This window comes from Anoxybacillus kestanbolensis (assembly GCF_001996285.1).
Classification (GTDB): domain Bacteria; phylum Bacillota; class Bacilli; order Bacillales; family Anoxybacillaceae; genus Anoxybacillus; species Anoxybacillus kestanbolensis_A.
Genome location: NZ_MQAD01000013.1, coordinates 32,900 through 49,675, shown reverse-complemented (window position 1 = coordinate 49,675; position 16,776 = coordinate 32,900). Strand labels below are relative to the sequence as shown.

The 16,776-nt window shown below is 41.4% G+C and carries 19 protein-coding genes; 3 read left to right on the top strand and 16 right to left on the bottom strand.

From position 1 onward, the window contains the following. Positions 1–13: 13 nt before the first annotated feature. The 6 genes from BO219_RS08855 to BO219_RS08830 all read right to left on the bottom strand — a co-directional run bounded on the left by BO219_RS08855 (position 14) and on the right by BO219_RS08830 (position 5,584). A complete protein-coding gene (locus BO219_RS08855) occupies positions 14–2,179 on the bottom strand; it encodes a DNA translocase FtsK (protein WP_077429262.1) in 2,166 nt (721 codons plus the stop codon). A gap of 73 nt (positions 2,180–2,252) precedes the next feature. Beyond that, complete coding sequence (ytpR, locus tag BO219_RS08850; protein WP_035018444.1) at positions 2,253–2,858, bottom strand: YtpR family tRNA-binding protein; 606 nt, start codon at positions 2,856–2,858, stop codon at positions 2,253–2,255. After that, positions 2,858–3,661, bottom strand: coding sequence for a DUF1444 domain-containing protein (locus BO219_RS08845; RefSeq protein WP_077429261.1), 804 nt, complete (start codon positions 3,659–3,661; stop codon positions 2,858–2,860). The genes ytpR and BO219_RS08845 overlap by 1 nt, the downstream gene beginning before the upstream one ends. Next, on the bottom strand, positions 3,654–3,980 hold the full coding sequence (locus BO219_RS08840) for a thioredoxin family protein (RefSeq protein WP_226373800.1): 327 nt from the start codon (positions 3,978–3,980) through the stop codon (positions 3,654–3,656). Before BO219_RS08840 ends, BO219_RS08845 begins: the two co-directional genes overlap by 8 nt. Beyond that, positions 3,977–4,504 carry a DUF84 family protein gene (locus BO219_RS08835; protein ID WP_077429259.1) on the bottom strand — a complete coding sequence of 176 codons (528 nt, stop codon included), beginning with the start codon at positions 4,502–4,504 and terminating at the stop codon, positions 3,977–3,979. The genes BO219_RS08840 and BO219_RS08835 overlap by 4 nt, the downstream gene beginning before the upstream one ends. 12 nt (positions 4,505–4,516) lie before the next feature. Then, entirely contained in the window at positions 4,517–5,584 is a 1,068-nt protein-coding gene (locus tag BO219_RS08830; protein ID WP_077429258.1) for a M42 family metallopeptidase, read from the bottom strand. Between the two features lie 106 nt (positions 5,585–5,690). On the opposite strand from BO219_RS08830, the gene BO219_RS08825 reads away from it, so the two are divergent. Next, positions 5,691–5,987 carry a PepSY domain-containing protein gene (locus BO219_RS08825; RefSeq protein ID WP_226373799.1) on the top strand — a complete coding sequence of 99 codons (297 nt, stop codon included), beginning with the start codon at positions 5,691–5,693 and terminating at the stop codon, positions 5,985–5,987. A gap of 23 nt (positions 5,988–6,010) precedes the next feature. Here BO219_RS08825 and BO219_RS08820 read toward each other — a convergent pair whose 3' ends face one another. Both BO219_RS08820 and trmB read right to left on the bottom strand, forming a co-directional pair. Then, entirely contained in the window at positions 6,011–6,850 is an 840-nt protein-coding gene (locus BO219_RS08820; RefSeq protein WP_077429256.1) for a YtnP family quorum-quenching lactonase, read from the bottom strand. A gap of 80 nt (positions 6,851–6,930) precedes the next feature. Next, the gene (gene trmB, locus BO219_RS08815; protein ID WP_077429255.1) at positions 6,931–7,581 is read right to left on the bottom strand and encodes a tRNA (guanosine(46)-N7)-methyltransferase TrmB; all 651 of its coding nucleotides are present in this window, start codon (positions 7,579–7,581) and stop codon (positions 6,931–6,933) included. 72 nt (positions 7,582–7,653) lie between these two features. Between trmB and BO219_RS08810 the strand changes: the two genes are divergently transcribed. Further along, the gene (locus BO219_RS08810) at positions 7,654–7,923 is read left to right on the top strand and encodes a YtzH-like family protein (RefSeq protein WP_064214285.1); all 270 of its coding nucleotides are present in this window, start codon (positions 7,654–7,656) and stop codon (positions 7,921–7,923) included. On the opposite strand, the gene BO219_RS08805 is transcribed toward BO219_RS08810, so the two are convergent. The 8 genes from BO219_RS08805 to pepV all read right to left on the bottom strand — a co-directional run bounded on the left by BO219_RS08805 (position 7,915) and on the right by pepV (position 16,366). Beyond that, positions 7,915–8,691: a phosphotransferase family protein gene (locus BO219_RS08805; RefSeq protein WP_077429254.1), complete on the bottom strand. Its 777-nt coding sequence runs from the start codon at positions 8,689–8,691 to the stop codon at positions 7,915–7,917. The two genes, BO219_RS08810 and BO219_RS08805, sit on opposite strands and share 9 nt — an antisense overlap. A gap of 81 nt (positions 8,692–8,772) precedes the next feature. Continuing rightward, on the bottom strand, positions 8,773–10,893 hold the full coding sequence (gene pulA / locus BO219_RS08800; RefSeq protein WP_077429253.1) for a type I pullulanase: 2,121 nt from the start codon (positions 10,891–10,893) through the stop codon (positions 8,773–8,775). 209 nt (positions 10,894–11,102) lie between these two features. After that, positions 11,103–12,059, bottom strand: a complete 957-nt coding sequence (locus BO219_RS08795) for a glucanohydrolase (RefSeq protein WP_077429252.1) — start codon at positions 12,057–12,059, stop codon at positions 11,103–11,105. 35 nt (positions 12,060–12,094) lie between these two features. Then, the gene (locus BO219_RS08790) at positions 12,095–12,766 is read right to left on the bottom strand and encodes an LrgB family protein (RefSeq protein WP_077429251.1); all 672 of its coding nucleotides are present in this window, start codon (positions 12,764–12,766) and stop codon (positions 12,095–12,097) included. Then, positions 12,763–13,140 (bottom strand): CidA/LrgA family protein, encoded by a 378-nt coding sequence (locus BO219_RS08785; protein ID WP_004888980.1) that lies wholly within the window; start codon positions 13,138–13,140, stop codon positions 12,763–12,765. Before BO219_RS08785 ends, BO219_RS08790 begins: the two co-directional genes overlap by 4 nt. A gap of 22 nt (positions 13,141–13,162) precedes the next feature. Beyond that, complete coding sequence (gene thpR / locus BO219_RS08780) at positions 13,163–13,693, bottom strand: RNA 2',3'-cyclic phosphodiesterase (RefSeq protein ID WP_077429250.1); 531 nt, start codon at positions 13,691–13,693, stop codon at positions 13,163–13,165. Positions 13,694–13,725: 32 nt separating this feature from the next. Then, positions 13,726–14,877 carry an MFS transporter gene (locus BO219_RS08775; protein ID WP_077429249.1) on the bottom strand — a complete coding sequence of 384 codons (1,152 nt, stop codon included), beginning with the start codon at positions 14,875–14,877 and terminating at the stop codon, positions 13,726–13,728. 85 nt (positions 14,878–14,962) lie between these two features. Next, complete coding sequence (gene pepV / locus BO219_RS08770; protein WP_077429248.1) at positions 14,963–16,366, bottom strand: dipeptidase PepV; 1,404 nt, start codon at positions 16,364–16,366, stop codon at positions 14,963–14,965. Between the two features lie 173 nt (positions 16,367–16,539). On the opposite strand from pepV, the gene BO219_RS08765 reads away from it, so the two are divergent. Next, positions 16,540–16,761, top strand: coding sequence for a DeoR family transcriptional regulator (locus BO219_RS08765; RefSeq protein ID WP_012574138.1), 222 nt, complete (start codon positions 16,540–16,542; stop codon positions 16,759–16,761). Positions 16,762–16,776 lie beyond the last annotated feature (15 nt).

The window sequence follows — 16,776 nt, the reverse complement described above, 5'->3', positions numbered from 1 at the left end:
ACGACTACTCCGTCTAAATTGTATCTTGTAGTTGCTCAAGATCTTGCTCGTCAATTAGCACATCGCGTGGCTTGCTTCCTTTTGGTGCCGATACAATCCCGCGCTGCTCCATCATTTCAATTAAGCGCGCTGCCCGATTATAGCCGATACGAAAACGACGTTGCAAACTCGACGTCGAAGCACCACCTTGTTGAACAACAAACTCACATGCTTCATAAAAGAGCTCATCATCTTCCTCAGCTTGTACATGTTGTTGCAACAACTCATCGTGTTGAAATAAATAAGACGGTTCCATTTGTTGACGCACATGGGCAACGACGCGCTCAATTTCTTCATCCGATACAAAATTGCCTTGTAAGCGAATTGGTTTTGCTGTTCCGTTTTCTAAAAATAACATATCGCCTCGCCCAAGTAATTTTTCAGCACCGTTTATATCAATAATTGTACGTGAATCAATTTGTGACGATACAGAAAAGGCAATGCGCGTTGGGATATTTGCCTTAATTAAGCCGGTAATGACATCAACAGACGGTCGTTGTGTAGCAACAAGTAAGTGCATCCCACACGCCCGCGCTTTTTGGGCAATACGGCAAATGGCTTCCTCTACATCGGCTGGAGCAACCATCATTAAATCCGCAAGTTCATCAATGACAATAACGATATACGGTAAGTGTTGTTCTGGTTTTTGTGCTTTTCGTATTAACTCATTATAACGAACAATATCGCGCACCCCTGTATGTGCAAACAACTCATATCGCCGCTCCATTTCAGATACAGCCCATTTTAATGCTGCTGTTGCTGCTTTTGCATCTGTAATAACTGGGCTAACTAAATGTGGAATATGATTGTACGGTGCAAGTTCGACCATTTTCGGGTCGATCAATAATAACTTCACTTCGTGCGGTGTTGCTTTATATAACAAACTTACTAACATCGCATTCATGCAGACGCTTTTCCCTGATCCAGTTGCTCCCGCAATCAATCCGTGCGGCATCTTTTTTAAATCAGTAACAACTGGTCTCCCTGAAATATCTAATCCTAAGGCAACAGCTAACGGGGATTGTGATTGTTGGAACACCTCGCTTTGTAATACTTCACGAATGAAAACAGGGCGGCTTGAGCGATTAGGCACTTCGATTCCGATCGTGTTTTTCCCAGGAATAGGCGCTTCGATACGAATATCTACAGCCGCTAAATTTAATTTAATATCATCCGCTAAATTCGTAATTTTATTCACTTTTACTCCAAGTTCTGGTTGCACTTCAAAACGAGTCACCGTCGGACCTTGGGTCACGTGAACGACTGTTGCTCCAACATTGAAATTTTTAAACGTCTCATTTAACCGCTCTGTTTGCTCTTTTAGCCACGTTTCATCGCCCTCATGCTGAATCGCTGGAGCATGCAATAGCGATAACGGCGGAAACGTATAAGATCCCTGTTGCTGTCGCTCTTTCCATTTTTCTCGATCTTGTTTTAACATTATCACGTTATATGGCACACCGCTTCTCTTTCTCTCTCGTCCCTCGTTCGCCTGTTCAATTTTTTCTTCTCTACACTCCTGCTCTTTACTTTCTCCTACTTGTGTTTGCGTAACTTGTTCTTCACCAGCTTCCCTCTGCACTTCTTCTTGTTGCATTTCTTCTTTTTCATGAACAACATCTTTCTCTTCATGATGAATTGGCTCACTTGCTGGCATATGCACATGTTCGTTTGTTTCATCAACAAGCTGCTTTCCTACAGATTCATCTCTTTGTGTATGCGCATATTCGTTTGTTTCAGCTTCTTCAACGATCGGAAGTTCAAATTCAACAACCGCATCATGTTCTTTTTTTCGCTCAACACGCTCCATTCGCTTATAACCAAATATAGGCGATGGCACATCTGTCGGACGAAACGTGCGTGATTCGTTTACTGTGCGCTCTATGCGTGTTATTTTTTTCTCAGAGGAAACGGTTTGCGGTGATGAGCGCTTTTGTTCATATATTCGCTCTTTTTGTCTTTCTTTTGGTTCATCTGGAATTAATGGAAAGCGAAATTTCCCTTTCGGATATTCATAAACAACTTTTGCCTCCACATGTTTATGATCATTTTTTTGTACGGAAGGGGGGCGTTTGCGCGTTTCTTTTGCCTTATCATTTTCTCCAAATAAATAACGAAGTAATGCCTTAAACCAACCCATTTAATCCTCACTCTTTCTCTTATACATTCGGTTTTATTTTACCACAAAAAAAAGCTGACTGCCGTGACGGAAGTCAGCTGAAAAATGGTTGACCTACTTCGTACTCATCATCTAAAACGAGAATCCCTTTCTCTTGTGGGGCGTTTGGCAAATCGAGTTCACGGGCAGAACAAATCATTCCGTAAGACTTCACCCCACGAAGTTCTGCCTCTTGAATGACTAGACCGCTTGGCATGACTGCTCCGACTTTTGCGACAACGACTTTTTGTCCTGCTTCTACGTTTGGAGCCCCGCATACAATTTGCAATGTTTCCGTACCAATGTCTACTTGACAAACACTTAATTTATCAGCATTCGGGTGCTTCTCCTTTTCTTTCACGTAACCGACAACAAATTTTGGTGAAAAATCAGCCTTTAATTGTTCATTTACACCATTTTTTTGCAATATGTCGTTAATCGTAGCGATTACTTGTTCGTTTAGTTCAACGACTCCATTTCCTTCAAATGTGCTATATGTAGACGCATGAAAAATATTGTAACCAACTGTTTCACTTGTTTGCTCATCATAAATGCGCACAACATCCCCTTTTTTCTCAAAAGCACGCACCTGTGGATCAACAACTTTTAAAGTAATGAGTAACGTGTCACCAATGCCTTCACGATTGTAAAATACGTTCATCATTTCTCATCCTTTCGACGATTTTTCCCAAGAATAAAAATCGGTTGCAGTTGCCCATCTTCATATAAAAATGAGAGCGCAGTAATCGGCACTCTACCGCTTGCAAAAAAGCTCATCGTTAACTGCGCAAGTACATCATAGCCGATTTCGTTTTCAATGTCAGCAATAATGAGCACATCTTGATGAGGAACTGCAAGCAGCATCGTTCCTTTTATTTTTTCAGCAAAGTTTTTCAAAAAAGCATCATTCAATATGCGGCTTGCATCATATCCATCATTTGTGTTTACGAAATAAAATGTATTTCCAGCGACATGATCTTCTTTTACTGTCGTAGGCAATGAACGAACGTTAAAACGGGCAATTTCTTTCAATTGTTGCACATTCCAACGCTCGGATTCAACTAAACGTTCATCAATGAGCCGATACGTTGTTCCTAAATCGAGCGCATAATAAATGCGCGTTTCTGCTGTATGATCGTCATAAATAAACGCAGCGCCTTCGTTCGTCGTTGTCGGGAATGAGGTAGAGCGAATAACCGGATATATATGTTTTTCTTTTCCATGTAACGGCGAGTCATCATGTAATGCCGTTAACGTTTGTTCGACATAATAAACAATTTCGTCAATGGCACGCTCTTTCTCAACCTCCCATTTTGCGATAATAGGGGGTAACGAAATCGTCACCCCTTTTTTCGTGTCACGATGCTCAATGCGAAGTGTATCTTTTTTTCGATCCCATCGAAATTCCCATGGGTAGTGGGATAATCGTTGTTGAATATGCTCGCTTATTTGCTTACTATTCATCACGCTCACCTAAGCTTTGAATAAAAGCGACGATTTCTTCTTTCGTTTTCCGATCTTTGCTGACAAATCGCCCTTTCTCTTGGCCATTTTCATATGCAATAAAACTCGGAATGCCAAAAACGTTGTGCTCCGCAAACAAGTCGAGCAATTGATCGCGATCGACCGCATAAAACGTATAATCGGAAAATTGCGCTTCAATTTCTGGTAAAACCGGTTTGATGAATTGACAATCCCGGCACCAATCAGCTGTAAACATCATAATGACTTTCCCATGTTGAATCGCTTCGTTATATTGTTCGATCCGTTCAATCGTTTTCATTGATTTCTCCATCCTTTCTTTTGATGTTCGTATTGCCCTTTCAACATATGAACAATATGTGTATACATCGTTGTTCGGTCGATGGCTCCGTTCGTCAAAATGCCAATCGCTCCTTCATTTGAACGAACATCGCGACGATCGGCGTATTCGTCTATCACTTCAGCTAATTCTTTCCCAGTTTTTAATTGTTCACTAATTTCGACAGGAAGCGGAATGCGCGCCCCTCCTGCCACAACGACAACGCCGTCCCGATCTACAAGCGCACCCCAATTACATAGCCAGACTGTTCCATTACGTGCAACAAATACGCCTCCTTCTAAACCTATTCCGATATGTGCTTGTTGTTCATGAACAGCTAACGTTGCACGCTCAATCGCACCTTGCAACGTTTCTTCATCGGAAAACGGCTGTTTTGACACGTTCGGCTGCACGTCACTCGCTATAATCGCATGATGCGCCTCATGAAATACAGCTTTTACCGCTTTTACTTTCGTGTTGTTTTTTGTTCCAACTGCAATTTTCATCGCTCAATCACCTTAACCGTTATGACGAATCGCATCGACTGTCGCACGGTCACATTGTTTTACAAGGGCGATTAATAACTGTTTTGCCGCTTCATAGTCATCCACATGAATGATAGAAGCATGTGTATGAATATAGCGTGCACAAATGCCAATGACAGCTGAAGGAACGCCGCTATTCGCGATATGCACTCTCCCCGCATCTGTTCCCCCACCTGGTGAAATGAAATATTGGTATGGAATATTGTTCGTTTCCGCTGTATCTAAAATAAATTCGCGCATGCCGCGATGAGTAATCATTGTACGATCATAAATGCGCACGAGCGCCCCTTTCCCAAGATGCCCGAACTCTTTTTCGTCTCCTGTCATGTCGTTCGCTGGGCTTGCATCTAGCGCAAAGAAAATATCTGGTTTAATCATCGTTGCTGCCGTTTGTGCACCGCGCAATCCGACTTCTTCTTGAACCGTTGCTCCAGAATATAATACGTTCGGCAACGTTTCATCTTTTAATTCCTTTAACAACTCGATCGCCAAGCCACAACCGTAACGATTATCCCATGCTTTCGCCATAATTTTTTTCTCGTTTGCCATCGGTGTAAACGGACAAAGCGGTACAATTTGTTGCCCCGGACGGATGCCCATGCGCTCTGCATCGGTACGGTCATCTGCTCCAACATCAATAAGCATATTTTTCATATCCATCGGCTTTTTTCGTTGCTCTTCATCAAGCAGATGAGGCGGGATCGAGCCGATGACTCCAACAATCGGACCTTGATCTGTTATGATTTGTACACGTTGAGCGAGCAGTACTTGCCCCCACCAACCTCCAAGCGGTTGAAAGCGAATCATTCCTTGTTCTGTAATGGCAGTGACCATAAAACCCACTTCATCCATATGCCCTGCAACCATCACAACTGGACCATCTTCCGTTCCGCGCTTCACTCCAAAAATGCTCCCAAGCCGATCTTGCACAATTTCATCGGCATATTTTTGTAACTGTTCACGCATGAAGGCGCGCACCGCATGTTCATTTCCCGGTGCTCCCGGCAATTCCGTTAACGTTCGAAATAACTGCAAATCCATCGCTGTATCCCCTTTCTTTTCTCGCTATTTGTCATTGTAGCGAATTTTACATGTAGTTTCCACTCGAACAATTCGGTATACTAAAAGAAAAAGTGGAGGAATGCATATGCGCATGAAAACATTTCTTACCGGTATCGTTGTCGGTGCAACAGCAGCATACATATTTGACCAATGGCAACATAGACGTTTGATTTCATCTGAACAAGCGCTTCAAAAAGCGAAAGAAGCTTTTCAACAAACGGGTGACATTACAGGATCGTGGATTCAAACAACCGTTGAAATGATTGAAAAAAACGGGTTGCGCTATACTGTCTATCGAGGAGGAATCACTCGTCCAACCGATGCATATGAATGTCTCATTGATGCAAAAACAGGGACGATTATTGAAGCACGAAAATTGTAAAACCCAAGCAAAGCCGCTTGGGTTTATTGACGTTTAACGGATTCAACAATTTGAAACTCATCATTCCAACGAACAGCCCGATAGTACGCATCGTGATAAAATGTAAACCATGCGTTTTTTTCCATTCCATAGGCGAGCCATTTTTGCTTAGCAAAAATAGACGTCATCGGGTAATCATCGTATGCCATAACCCAAAGCGGATTTTGATGGGCGTGTGTCGGCATTAAGTCACCGAGATGAATGGCTGTTTCCCCTTCGGATGTGATCATAATGATCGCATGTCCGTCACTATGACCGCCTGTATGAATCATCGTTACCCCTGAAACGACTTCCAACTGTTCCGCAAACGTATCGACTTGATCAACAATGGCTTCCCAGTTTTCTTTCCAATACGTGTTGCGCGAGCGCATGTTTGGTTCTTTCATCTCCGCCCACTCTACCGCCGACGTAATAATGCGCGCACGTGGAAACGTTGGAACGAGCGTATCTCCTTCCCATGTTGTTAAACCGCTCGCATGATCAAAATGTAAATGTGTCATTAATACAACGTCAATGTCTTCAGGTGTTAAAGAAAGAAGCGCCAATTGCTCTATTAAAGAAGATTCTTCTGTTACCCCAAAGTTCCGCTTTTGTTTTTCATTCAGCTTTCCACGTCCAATACCCGATTCAATAAGTATGTTTTTCCCATCCACTTGCAATAAAATCGGATCCGTACGAAGTGGAATTTGATTTTGTTCGTTGCATGGGTATTTTTTCGTCCAAAGGGGCTTTGGTACAACACCAAACATCGCTCCCCCGTCTAAATGTGTAATTCCCCCATTCAACCACGTCATTGTTATTCGACCGATCGTTAATTTCTCCATCTTTTCTCCCCCTTGTCTTCTCTCATCATCCATTTTAACATTACGAAAATATTCAGAAAAGAAGAAAAACCTATGCCTGATTATGACATAGGTTCTCGATACTTCACTTCACAACGGTAAATCGGATTTCCTTTTTCTGAAAATTTTTGTTCATATTCAGTCATCACATTTCCTTCAAAATCACTTCGGTGAAGATCAAGGCTGACGTATTGAAGAACTAAACCGTATTGTGAAAAACTAACAAGGGAATATTCAAACAACCCACGGTTATCCGTTTTAAAATGAATTTCTCCCTCATCCATTAAAATATTTTCATATAACTCCAAGAACGAGCGATACGTTAGACGTCGTTTTTCATGGCGCTTTTTCGGCCACGGATCGGAGAAGTTCAAATAAATACGCTCTACTTCTCCTTTAGCAAAAATATTCGTTAAGTCTTTTGCATTGACATTTAATAAGCGCAAATTTGGCAAATCGTTCTCGATCAATTTGTCGAGGGCGCATACAATGACGCTCTCATATAACTCAATTCCAATATAGTTAATGTGAGGATTCATTTTTGCCATTTCGGTAATAAAACGGCCTTTCCCTGTCCCAATTTCGATATGAATCGGATGATCGTTTGAAAACAATTCATGCCAACGTCCTTTATATTGCTCTGGTTGTGGAATAATGTATTGCGGATATGATGCAATTTTTTCTTTCGCCCAAGGCTTATTTCGTAAACGCACGTCTCATCCTCCGTTTCTTTGTATATAAAAAGATAAAAACGGCCATATTATAAAACGAATAGGGGGATGAACATGGCCATTAATCATGAACATCAATTAACTGTGTTAAAAGACATTTTATCGGAACATCACCTTGATCGTTCAGGAACCGTTTCAGAATGTGAACAAATTGAACGGCTCGCCAAATCATTGATGGCGAACGATGCTATCCACTCCGAACTCAAACAAACATTGTCTCATATTTACACATACAGTCAAAACGGTAAAAATGCAACCGATCTTTCTTTACACATCGATCAACACGAACAGCAACTTGCGAATTGGATGGATCAATTAACGTAGCACATGTTCAAGGAAATGCAACAGTCGTTGCATTTCCTTTTCATTATTCCGTCCTTTATGCCATGCAAGCAACGTAACCGTTTGAGCAATCGTATACCATTTCATACGTAGCTGCAATTGCTCATCGAACTTCTTACCATATTCTTCTAGCCAACTCGCCCACTGCTCTCTTGGGATGTAAGCATATAACAACATTCCGATATCAATCGCCGGATCGGCAATCATTGCGCTATCCCAGTCAATTAAATACAATTGATCATCTTCTGTTAAAAGCCAGTTATTATGATTCATATCGCAATGACAAACGACATAATCCATACAATACACATCATCTACGTGTCGCTCTAAAAATGCCAATGCGTCCCGAACGGTCGGATGCGCCTTTAATTCAACGTATTCATTTTGCTTTACTTCCTCTAGCAAACGATGAGGTACTAAAGGTTTTTTACCAAGGCGCTCCATCATTCCCAACAATTCTTTCGAGCGATGAATTTTCCGAAGCAATTGAGCAACTTGTTTGCTAGCCATATCACTCGGCTTTAATTCACGCGCTTGTAAAAATTGTTGGGCGGTAATTACGTCTCCATTTTCCATTCGTTTCGTCCATACCAATTTTGGGACGATTCCTTCCGCTGATAAAACAGCTAAAAATGGTGAAGAATTGCGCTTTAAAAACAACTTCTTCCCATCGTACTCCGCAATATATGCATCCCCTGTCGCACCACCTGCCGGGGAAATTTCCCACTCCTTACCTAGTAACTGTTCCAAGTGAGCTCACCTTTCGACTTAGTCAAAATAAAAATTGCAATTGTCATCTTACTAGATTTTATCTTTCCCATCGTTTCCCCGTCAACATTCAATTAATACCCACGTCCCGATTCCATTAATTTCAATAAAGTGTTCGCACTTTTTCTCTACTTCTTCCCGATTTGAGCTGAAAACGACTTTCCATTTTCCTTCAGAAAGAGGTAATGTCGTTTTTTTCTCCTCATTATGATGAACGACAACAATTTGTTCCCATGGACCATACACACCCACATCGACAAGCTGATAGGCGATCACAGATGGATGGGTATCATAAAACTTGATATGACGCCGAACTTGATCGGCAGTAAAAAAACGAAACGCAGCATGTTTTTTACGAAGCGCAATGAGAGCCGTTATCTCTCGAATATCTTCTTCCCATTCACTTTTCCGCTCCCAATCGATTCGATTCACTTCATCAGGAGCGTTATAGCTGTTTTCAATTCCTTGTTTCGTTCGATAAAACTCTTGACCGCTGTGCAAAAATGGAATACCTTGGGATAATAAAACGATCGCGGTCGCTAGCTTTTGGCGCTTCCGACGAATATATTCGCTCTCATGCGCATTAGCAATCACCATTTTATCCCATAATGTATGGTTATCGTGACATTCGACATAATTGACACTTTGCCTTGGCGAAAAAAATAGATGGATGCTTCCTCGAATAACTTCCATTACCGCTTCCTTATATGAACAATCACCTAACGCAAATCCTCGATCGTGGACTTGAAACGTACTTCCTTTTACATAATCCCGAAATCGATCGTTAAAATAAGCAATACGAGGCGTATGTTTCGCGTTTGCAATCGTTGTCTTTTTTTCTTGAGGTAATGGAGTAGCTAACTCCCATCCCTCTCCAAGAACAAGAACAGTCGGATCAATTGCATCGATAGCTCGGCGAACGTCATTCATTGTGTCGATATCTAAAATGCCCATTAAATCGAAACGAAATCCATCGACACCATATTCACTTAGCCAATACGTCACCGAATCAACGATAAATTTTCGTACCATTTTCCGCTCAGATGCTAAATCATTCCCAACTCCTGTTCCATTCGATGGATAACCGTTTGATTCGTATCGGAAATAATAACCCGGTACAAGCTGTTCAAACGATGATGTTTCTCGAATATATACGTGATTATAGACGACGTCTAAAATGACGCGAATGCCTTCTTGTTGAAACGCACGAATCGCCTGCTTTAACTCGATGATACGTGCATATGGATCGGTTGGATCCGTCGCATAACTTCCTTCTGGAGCGTTGTAATGAACCGTGTTATATCCCCAGTTGTATTCAAATGGCTCGAGCTCATCCACTCCTTCGAAATCTTGCACAGGCATAAGTTGAACATGTGTCACACCGAGCTGTTTTACGTACGAAAGACCCGTCACCGTTCCGTTTGGTCCTAATGTATCCTGCTCCGCTAAACCGAGATATTTCCCTTTATGTTCCACGCCACTTTTAGGATGGATCGTAAAATCACGAACATGCATTTCATAAATGATCGCATCCGTCATAGAAATAAACGGAGGCATCGTTGGTTTTTTTATGTTTGTCTTCGAAAGGTCAACAACAACACCGTATGTGCCGTTAACTGAAACCGCTTTTGCATAAGGATCCACTGCTTCTCGCCAAACAAAATTGATATATGTCTGATACGTATACAAAAAATATTCCATGTTTTCATAAACGGTATAAGTCCATACTCCTTTTTGTTCGCGCACCATGGCATAAGTTGTTTCTTCTTTCGTCTTCGGATGAATAAGCTTTAATAACACCTTTGTTGCCGTCGGCGCCCACACTTTAAACGTCGTTTTTTCCGGTTTGTACGTTGCACCAAGATCATTTCCGTCATATGCGTATAAATCGTCAAACGCTTTTGTTCGCATCACCGCCCCTACCAGTAAAGGTGTTTGCCATCCTTCTTCTGTATAAACGACATATCGTTTCCCTAATGGAACGATAAAAGGGACGAGACACTCATATTTTGTAAATGAGTGTTGTTTCTCACTTGAACGAACTGTTAAACGGTATGCTGTTTGTTCTTCATCGCATAAAAAAAATATTGGTGCACGTTCTTGAACAACATCGTTCGGTACCAAAATAGTAATTAACGTCAACTCATCTAAATAGGCTTCAAACGAGTGTTGTTTTGTCATCATCATCGGTCACCAACTTCCAGTTTTGAAGTCAATTATTTTTGTTGTAAAATGAACTCAATAAAAAAGAGGGGGAAAATCATGCATTCATGTATTTCATGTAGCGTTCCATTTCCGCTTTTACCATCTGGTTACTTACTTATTATGCAAGAAGAACAAAAAAAGTATTTATCCTTACCATAATTATAAAAAATCGAAAAAGAGGCTACGCTTCATTCGTCAGCCTCTTCTATTTCTTCAATAACGAGCGGATCGTAATAGCGTGCATCACAATATGTGAGCAATGATTGCGCCGCCTTCAGTTGCGTATGTTTCAATGGCATCGTCAACTGTCTGAGTGACATAAACCATGTCTCATAATGACGGCGATCGACGATATCAAGATCGCTCGGTGCGTAGCGATAATCAATATACCCTTCTCGATTAATCAACACTTTTTTGATCGGCATATCGACGGAAAATTGCTTATAAATCGTTTGAACAACTTTTTCCGTTCGATGAAGCGAAATCATCGGATTGACGATTTTTCTCTCCACATCATCGACAATCTCCGTCCAAAAACGTTCAGCTGAGCCAACAATAATGTTATTTTTCCGTTCTTCCGTAAACGCAACGCACCACGTCGTTGTTGGACTAATCAAAATCGTATTAAGCTCGACAGGAGCTTTTTTCAATAAAAATACAGGCTTGTACATACATAAGTATGTATCTGGAAAACGTTGCAAAAAATATTTTAAATATACGTCATAATAATATTTCGGATCAATAACGGATTCTTCCGTTAACGTCGAGCTCGCCCAACGAATTTGCAGTTGAAACAGCTTTTCTAAAAATAATATTTTCAATTCTTCAATCGTTCTTGGTTCGGACGGAATAGAAAACATAAAGTCTTCCTCTTCTTGCGACTGTTCATTTTCATCCGTCACATCTTTTACTTTTTTCCGTTTCCATATGCGCTTAATCTTATCAAAAAGTGACGGTTCCTCTTCAAGCCATTTCCATGACTCATGTACATGCGACTCCACTTGTGGCACCAATTGACCCGTCTCCCATGCATGCTTCATTCGTTCCCATTGCTTCTTTTTTAAACGAATAAACTCGCTCGGATAATGATAAATATCTAGCTCGTAGCGCGAAATATAGTCTTGAAGCTTAATGAGCTGTCCCACGCCTTAACCTCCAGCAATCAATTGTTACTTTCATTCTACAACAAAAGCAACAACGGGCAAAGAAGAGAAGCGAAAATTGCACTTAATGTCATCGCTACCGAGCTAATCGCTGCTTCTTTTTTACCAATTTCAAGCGCTTTTGCAGTACCGATGCCGTGTGAAGCCGCCCCTAGTCCGCTCCCGACCCCTAAAGCTGTGGTCAGACGCAAGCGTTGAAAAATAGTCGGTCCAAACATGGCACCAAAAATCCCTGCAACCATGACATATACCGCTGCAAGCGTCGGTATACCGTCAATCAACTTTGCAATATCCATCGCAACAGGCGAAGTAACCGATTTCGGAATAATCGAGCGAACAACTCGTTCTGGTAAATGAAAAAGACGCGCTAATAATAAACCGCTACCCATTCCAATGATCGTCCCGAAAAATGTACTACATAACAACGGCCATAAAAACTGTTTTAACGTATGCCGATGTTGGTAAAGCGGCAAAGCTAGCGCGACAACGGCTGGTCCAAGCAAATGAACAAGCCATTTTCCTCCGCTCATATATTGTTCATACGACAAATGAAAAAGCGATAACGTGATGATGATGACTACTGTGCTCGTAGCGATTGGCACAAGCAAAGGAAAATAAAAGCGAGCATACAATTTGCGCATCGCCATATACACGACAATCGTCCACAAAAGCATAATTGCGCCGATCATGCTCCTTTCACCTCATGCATTCGCTTTTGTTCACGTGTTTGTGCCCATTGACCGATGAAACCAGCAAACAACATGACGATCATTGTGCTCACGATGACAACGAAAATAGACCATATCCCTTTCCCTAAAAAAAGTTCAACATAATCAATGATGCCAACAGTTGCCGGAATAAACAAAAGTGTTAAATGAGACAAAAGCATGTTAGCACCACGGGAAATCCACTCTTCCTTCACCATTCCGGTCATTAACAATAAAAATAGCAACAACATCCCTATCATACTACCTGGAATAGGGATGTGTAGCAGTTGCTGAATAATTGAACCAAAAATATACAGCATATACAATACCCCGATTTGAATGACCGTAATCCCCATTTTTTCTCCCCCTGTTATTGAATTATGAAAGAGGAAAACGCATCAACGGCTTATATTTCGGCGTTTGATCCATATGTGTTTCGTATAGCACAACGTCGTGTACGAAAAAGCGAATGTCCTCTCCTTCAATCTTTCTCGGATATGTTTCAAGTGAGAACGGAAACGATCCGTTCCATTTTTTCGCCAACGTAATATGTGGCGTGAACGGTCGAGCATCAAGAGAAAAACCTATCTGCCGGCAAACGTCATACACATCTTGACGAAGGGAAAACAAACGGGACTCTTCTTTTACGCCATACCATAAAATACGAGAACCAAACGAATAAACTTCGCTCAGCTGTAACGAAAATGACTGATGTTTTCGAACTACTTTTGGCATATACTCTGCAATTTGTTTCCGCTCTTCTTCCGTTGCCCTCCCTAAAAATGCAAGTGTAATATGATAATCTTCTTCATGAACGAACAAACGAAATGGCGCTTTCCATTCAGATATAAAGCTATGCAACTGCTTTTTTACTTCATTTGGCAAAGGTATTGCCAAAAAGTAATGCATATATCGTCCCACCTTTAATTTTCTAAATTTTATCAAAATTCATGTAGTTTTCGCAACGCCTTTTTTGACTGCCAAGCAAAAATGATCATTCCTCCAAATGTCAACAATCCAAAAAATAAATATACATGCTCGATTGTCCAACGCTCTAAAATATATCCTCCTACAAACGTGCAAAACCAGCTTCCAAGTCCATTTCCAACTGTAGCATAAAGCGATACAGCCGTTGTGCGCACATGTTCAGGTGTCACATCGCGAACGTATTGCAACGCTGCTGGAATAAATAAACCAACAGACGCTCCTTGCACAATCGTTGTCGCATAAACAATCATTAACGGAGGCTCAAAAAAGTAAAATAACCAACGAGCACAAGATAAAGCTGTTGCAACTAATAGCACGTTCATCATCCCGAATTTCCGAACGACACCGTCAGCAAATTTCATAAACGGCGCCTCACTACCTGCCGCCAATAAAAATGCAATCCCCACTCCTGCAAGCGTTCCTCCTAAATCTGTAATGAAAATACCGAAATAAAAATTGTTCGCATAAATCGGTCCAAAAACGAGAAACGTTGTCAATAAAAACAAAAGAAACGGCGGAATGCGAATAAGTTCTTTCATTCCCTCACGAATATTCACTTTTGCATTTGCCTGCTCTCTCGGTAATTTCCATGCTAATGCACTTGAAATGATGAGCAACGTCACGAAAATATAAAAAATAAAACGGAGGTGAAACCACTCAGCCACTTGTCCAGCGACAGGAACAGCCGACGCAAACCCAAGCGCCCCCCAAAGCCGAATCGATCCATATCGCTCATTTGCCTTTTGTACATAATGAAGAGCAATACTATCAGACAGAGGAACGATACCACTTTGCATAACTGCAAGCAGAGCAGCAATAACAAGCAACGATACGTAGGAGTGGGCGAGTGAATACATCAGTCCGAATAAAGCGGTTCCTAATAAAGATATCATTAATACTTGAACCGGCTTACGCGTATAATCACTCGCCATCCCCCAAATAGGCTGAGTAAAAATCATGACGATCGGGCTAATGGACATAATCATCCCAATTTCTGTCCCAGACAAACCGACTTCATCTTTTAAATATACAGATAACAACGGAAAGAGCGAACCAAAACTAAAAAACTGTAAAAAATAAAATGCTCGAAAAATACGTGTATACACAAAAAATCCCCCATATCGAATAAAATAACGAAAAGTACCGTCACGATCGACGGCACTTTTCATTATAACATATTTTTGGAAACTGTCATTTTGCTAGCTCATAAATCGCTTGAGCATAAATGGCCGTTGCTTTTAACAAATCGTCAATAAACATATGCTCATCCTTTTGGTGCGCCACATCCGGACGATTCGGAAATAACGGACCGAATGCTACCCCAGCTTGTAACGAACGAGCATATGTCCCACCGCCGATGGCAAGTAGTGACGATCGTTCGCCCGTCTGCTCTTCATAGACGCGTTGCAACGTTTGAACGAGCGGATGATCTTTTGCTACATAATGAGGTGCAGAATTCGAAAAATCCGTCAGCGCAAACGCATGACGCTCAGCAACTTGCTCAATCATTTTTTTCGTATGCACGATGTCATTCGTCACAGGGTAGCGCAAGTTGATGCCGATCTTTCCACCATGTTCATTCGTATATGAAAGAACACCGACATTGATCGTTAAATCTCCTAATTCCTCATTTGTATGCGCAACCCCTAATTGCTTTCCGCGCGTATCGCCATAAAAGTATTGAGAAACGAAACGAACAAATTCGTTTGCTTGTGGATCGAGTGTTTCATCTGCTAAAAATTTTGCAAGCCATAGCCCCGCATTCACTCCGTCGTCTGGTTCCATCCCATGCACAGAAACACCGCGAACACATAACTTCATCGTTTCGCCATCTACATACGCCTCACCTTCAAGTGTGTGTACTTGTAAAAATTCAGTAAAACGATCTTTCATATCGTTTCCGTTCGTTAACTGCAAAACAGCCTCTGCAAAATCTGGAACCATATTGTATCGACGACCAGCTTGAAACGACAGAAGAACACAATCAGCCGTTTGCTTATTTATTGGCTGTTGAATGAGATCAAAATCGGCAATCCCTTTTTCAGCGTAAATAATCGGGAAATCGGCATCTGGCGCAAATCCGAGCGTTGGCATTTGCTCTGTTTGAAAATAACGCTCAACACATTGCCAATCGCTCTCTTCATCTGTCCCAATAATCATTCGTACGCGCTTAGCTAACGGTAAACCGAGCTCTTTGACAATTTTCATCGCATAAAAGGCAGCGATCGTCGGACCTTTATCATCGAGTGCACCACGTGCGTAAATTTTCCCATCTACAATCGTTGCTCCAAACGGATCAAACGTCCATCCGTCACCAGCGGGAACAACGTCAACATGACATAATATCCCTACAATCTCTTCACCATTGCCCATTTCCAAATGACCAGCTAGTCCGTCAACGTTTTTTGTGACAAACCCTTCTTCTTCCCCACGTTTCAACATGTAACAAAGTGCTTCATACACTTCTTTTCCTAGCGGGGCTTCTTCTGTTGCTGTTTGTTCGTTTCGTACGCTTGGAATGCGCAAAAATGTTTGTAAATCTTGCAAAAGTGCTTTTTCTCGCTTCTTCACTTCTTCCATCCAGTTCATATTCATCGTCACTTTCACCTTTCCTCAAGAAAAATATGGTATTAATTGTGTAAATATTGTGTAAAATTCAGCAAATTTATAGCATTTTTCGTATGTTTTCGTGTAAAATAAATAGTGAGACATCTAGTTTTTCATCTTTGTTGTACCATGCGAATGATGTGACGATAGGGAGTGATCATTTGAAACCATCTACCGATCGCATGCTAACCCGTATTAAGTCCGTCTACATGTTCATTAATGAGAGAGGGACAGTGACAACGCAAGAGCTCGTGGACGAATTCGGCATTACTCCACGAACGATTCAGCGGGATTTAAACGTGTTAGCATACAACGACTTAATTCACAGCCCTAGCAAAGGTAAATGGACAACAACTAAAAAAAGAGTGAAGATGTCGTCATAACGAAATGGATATAGA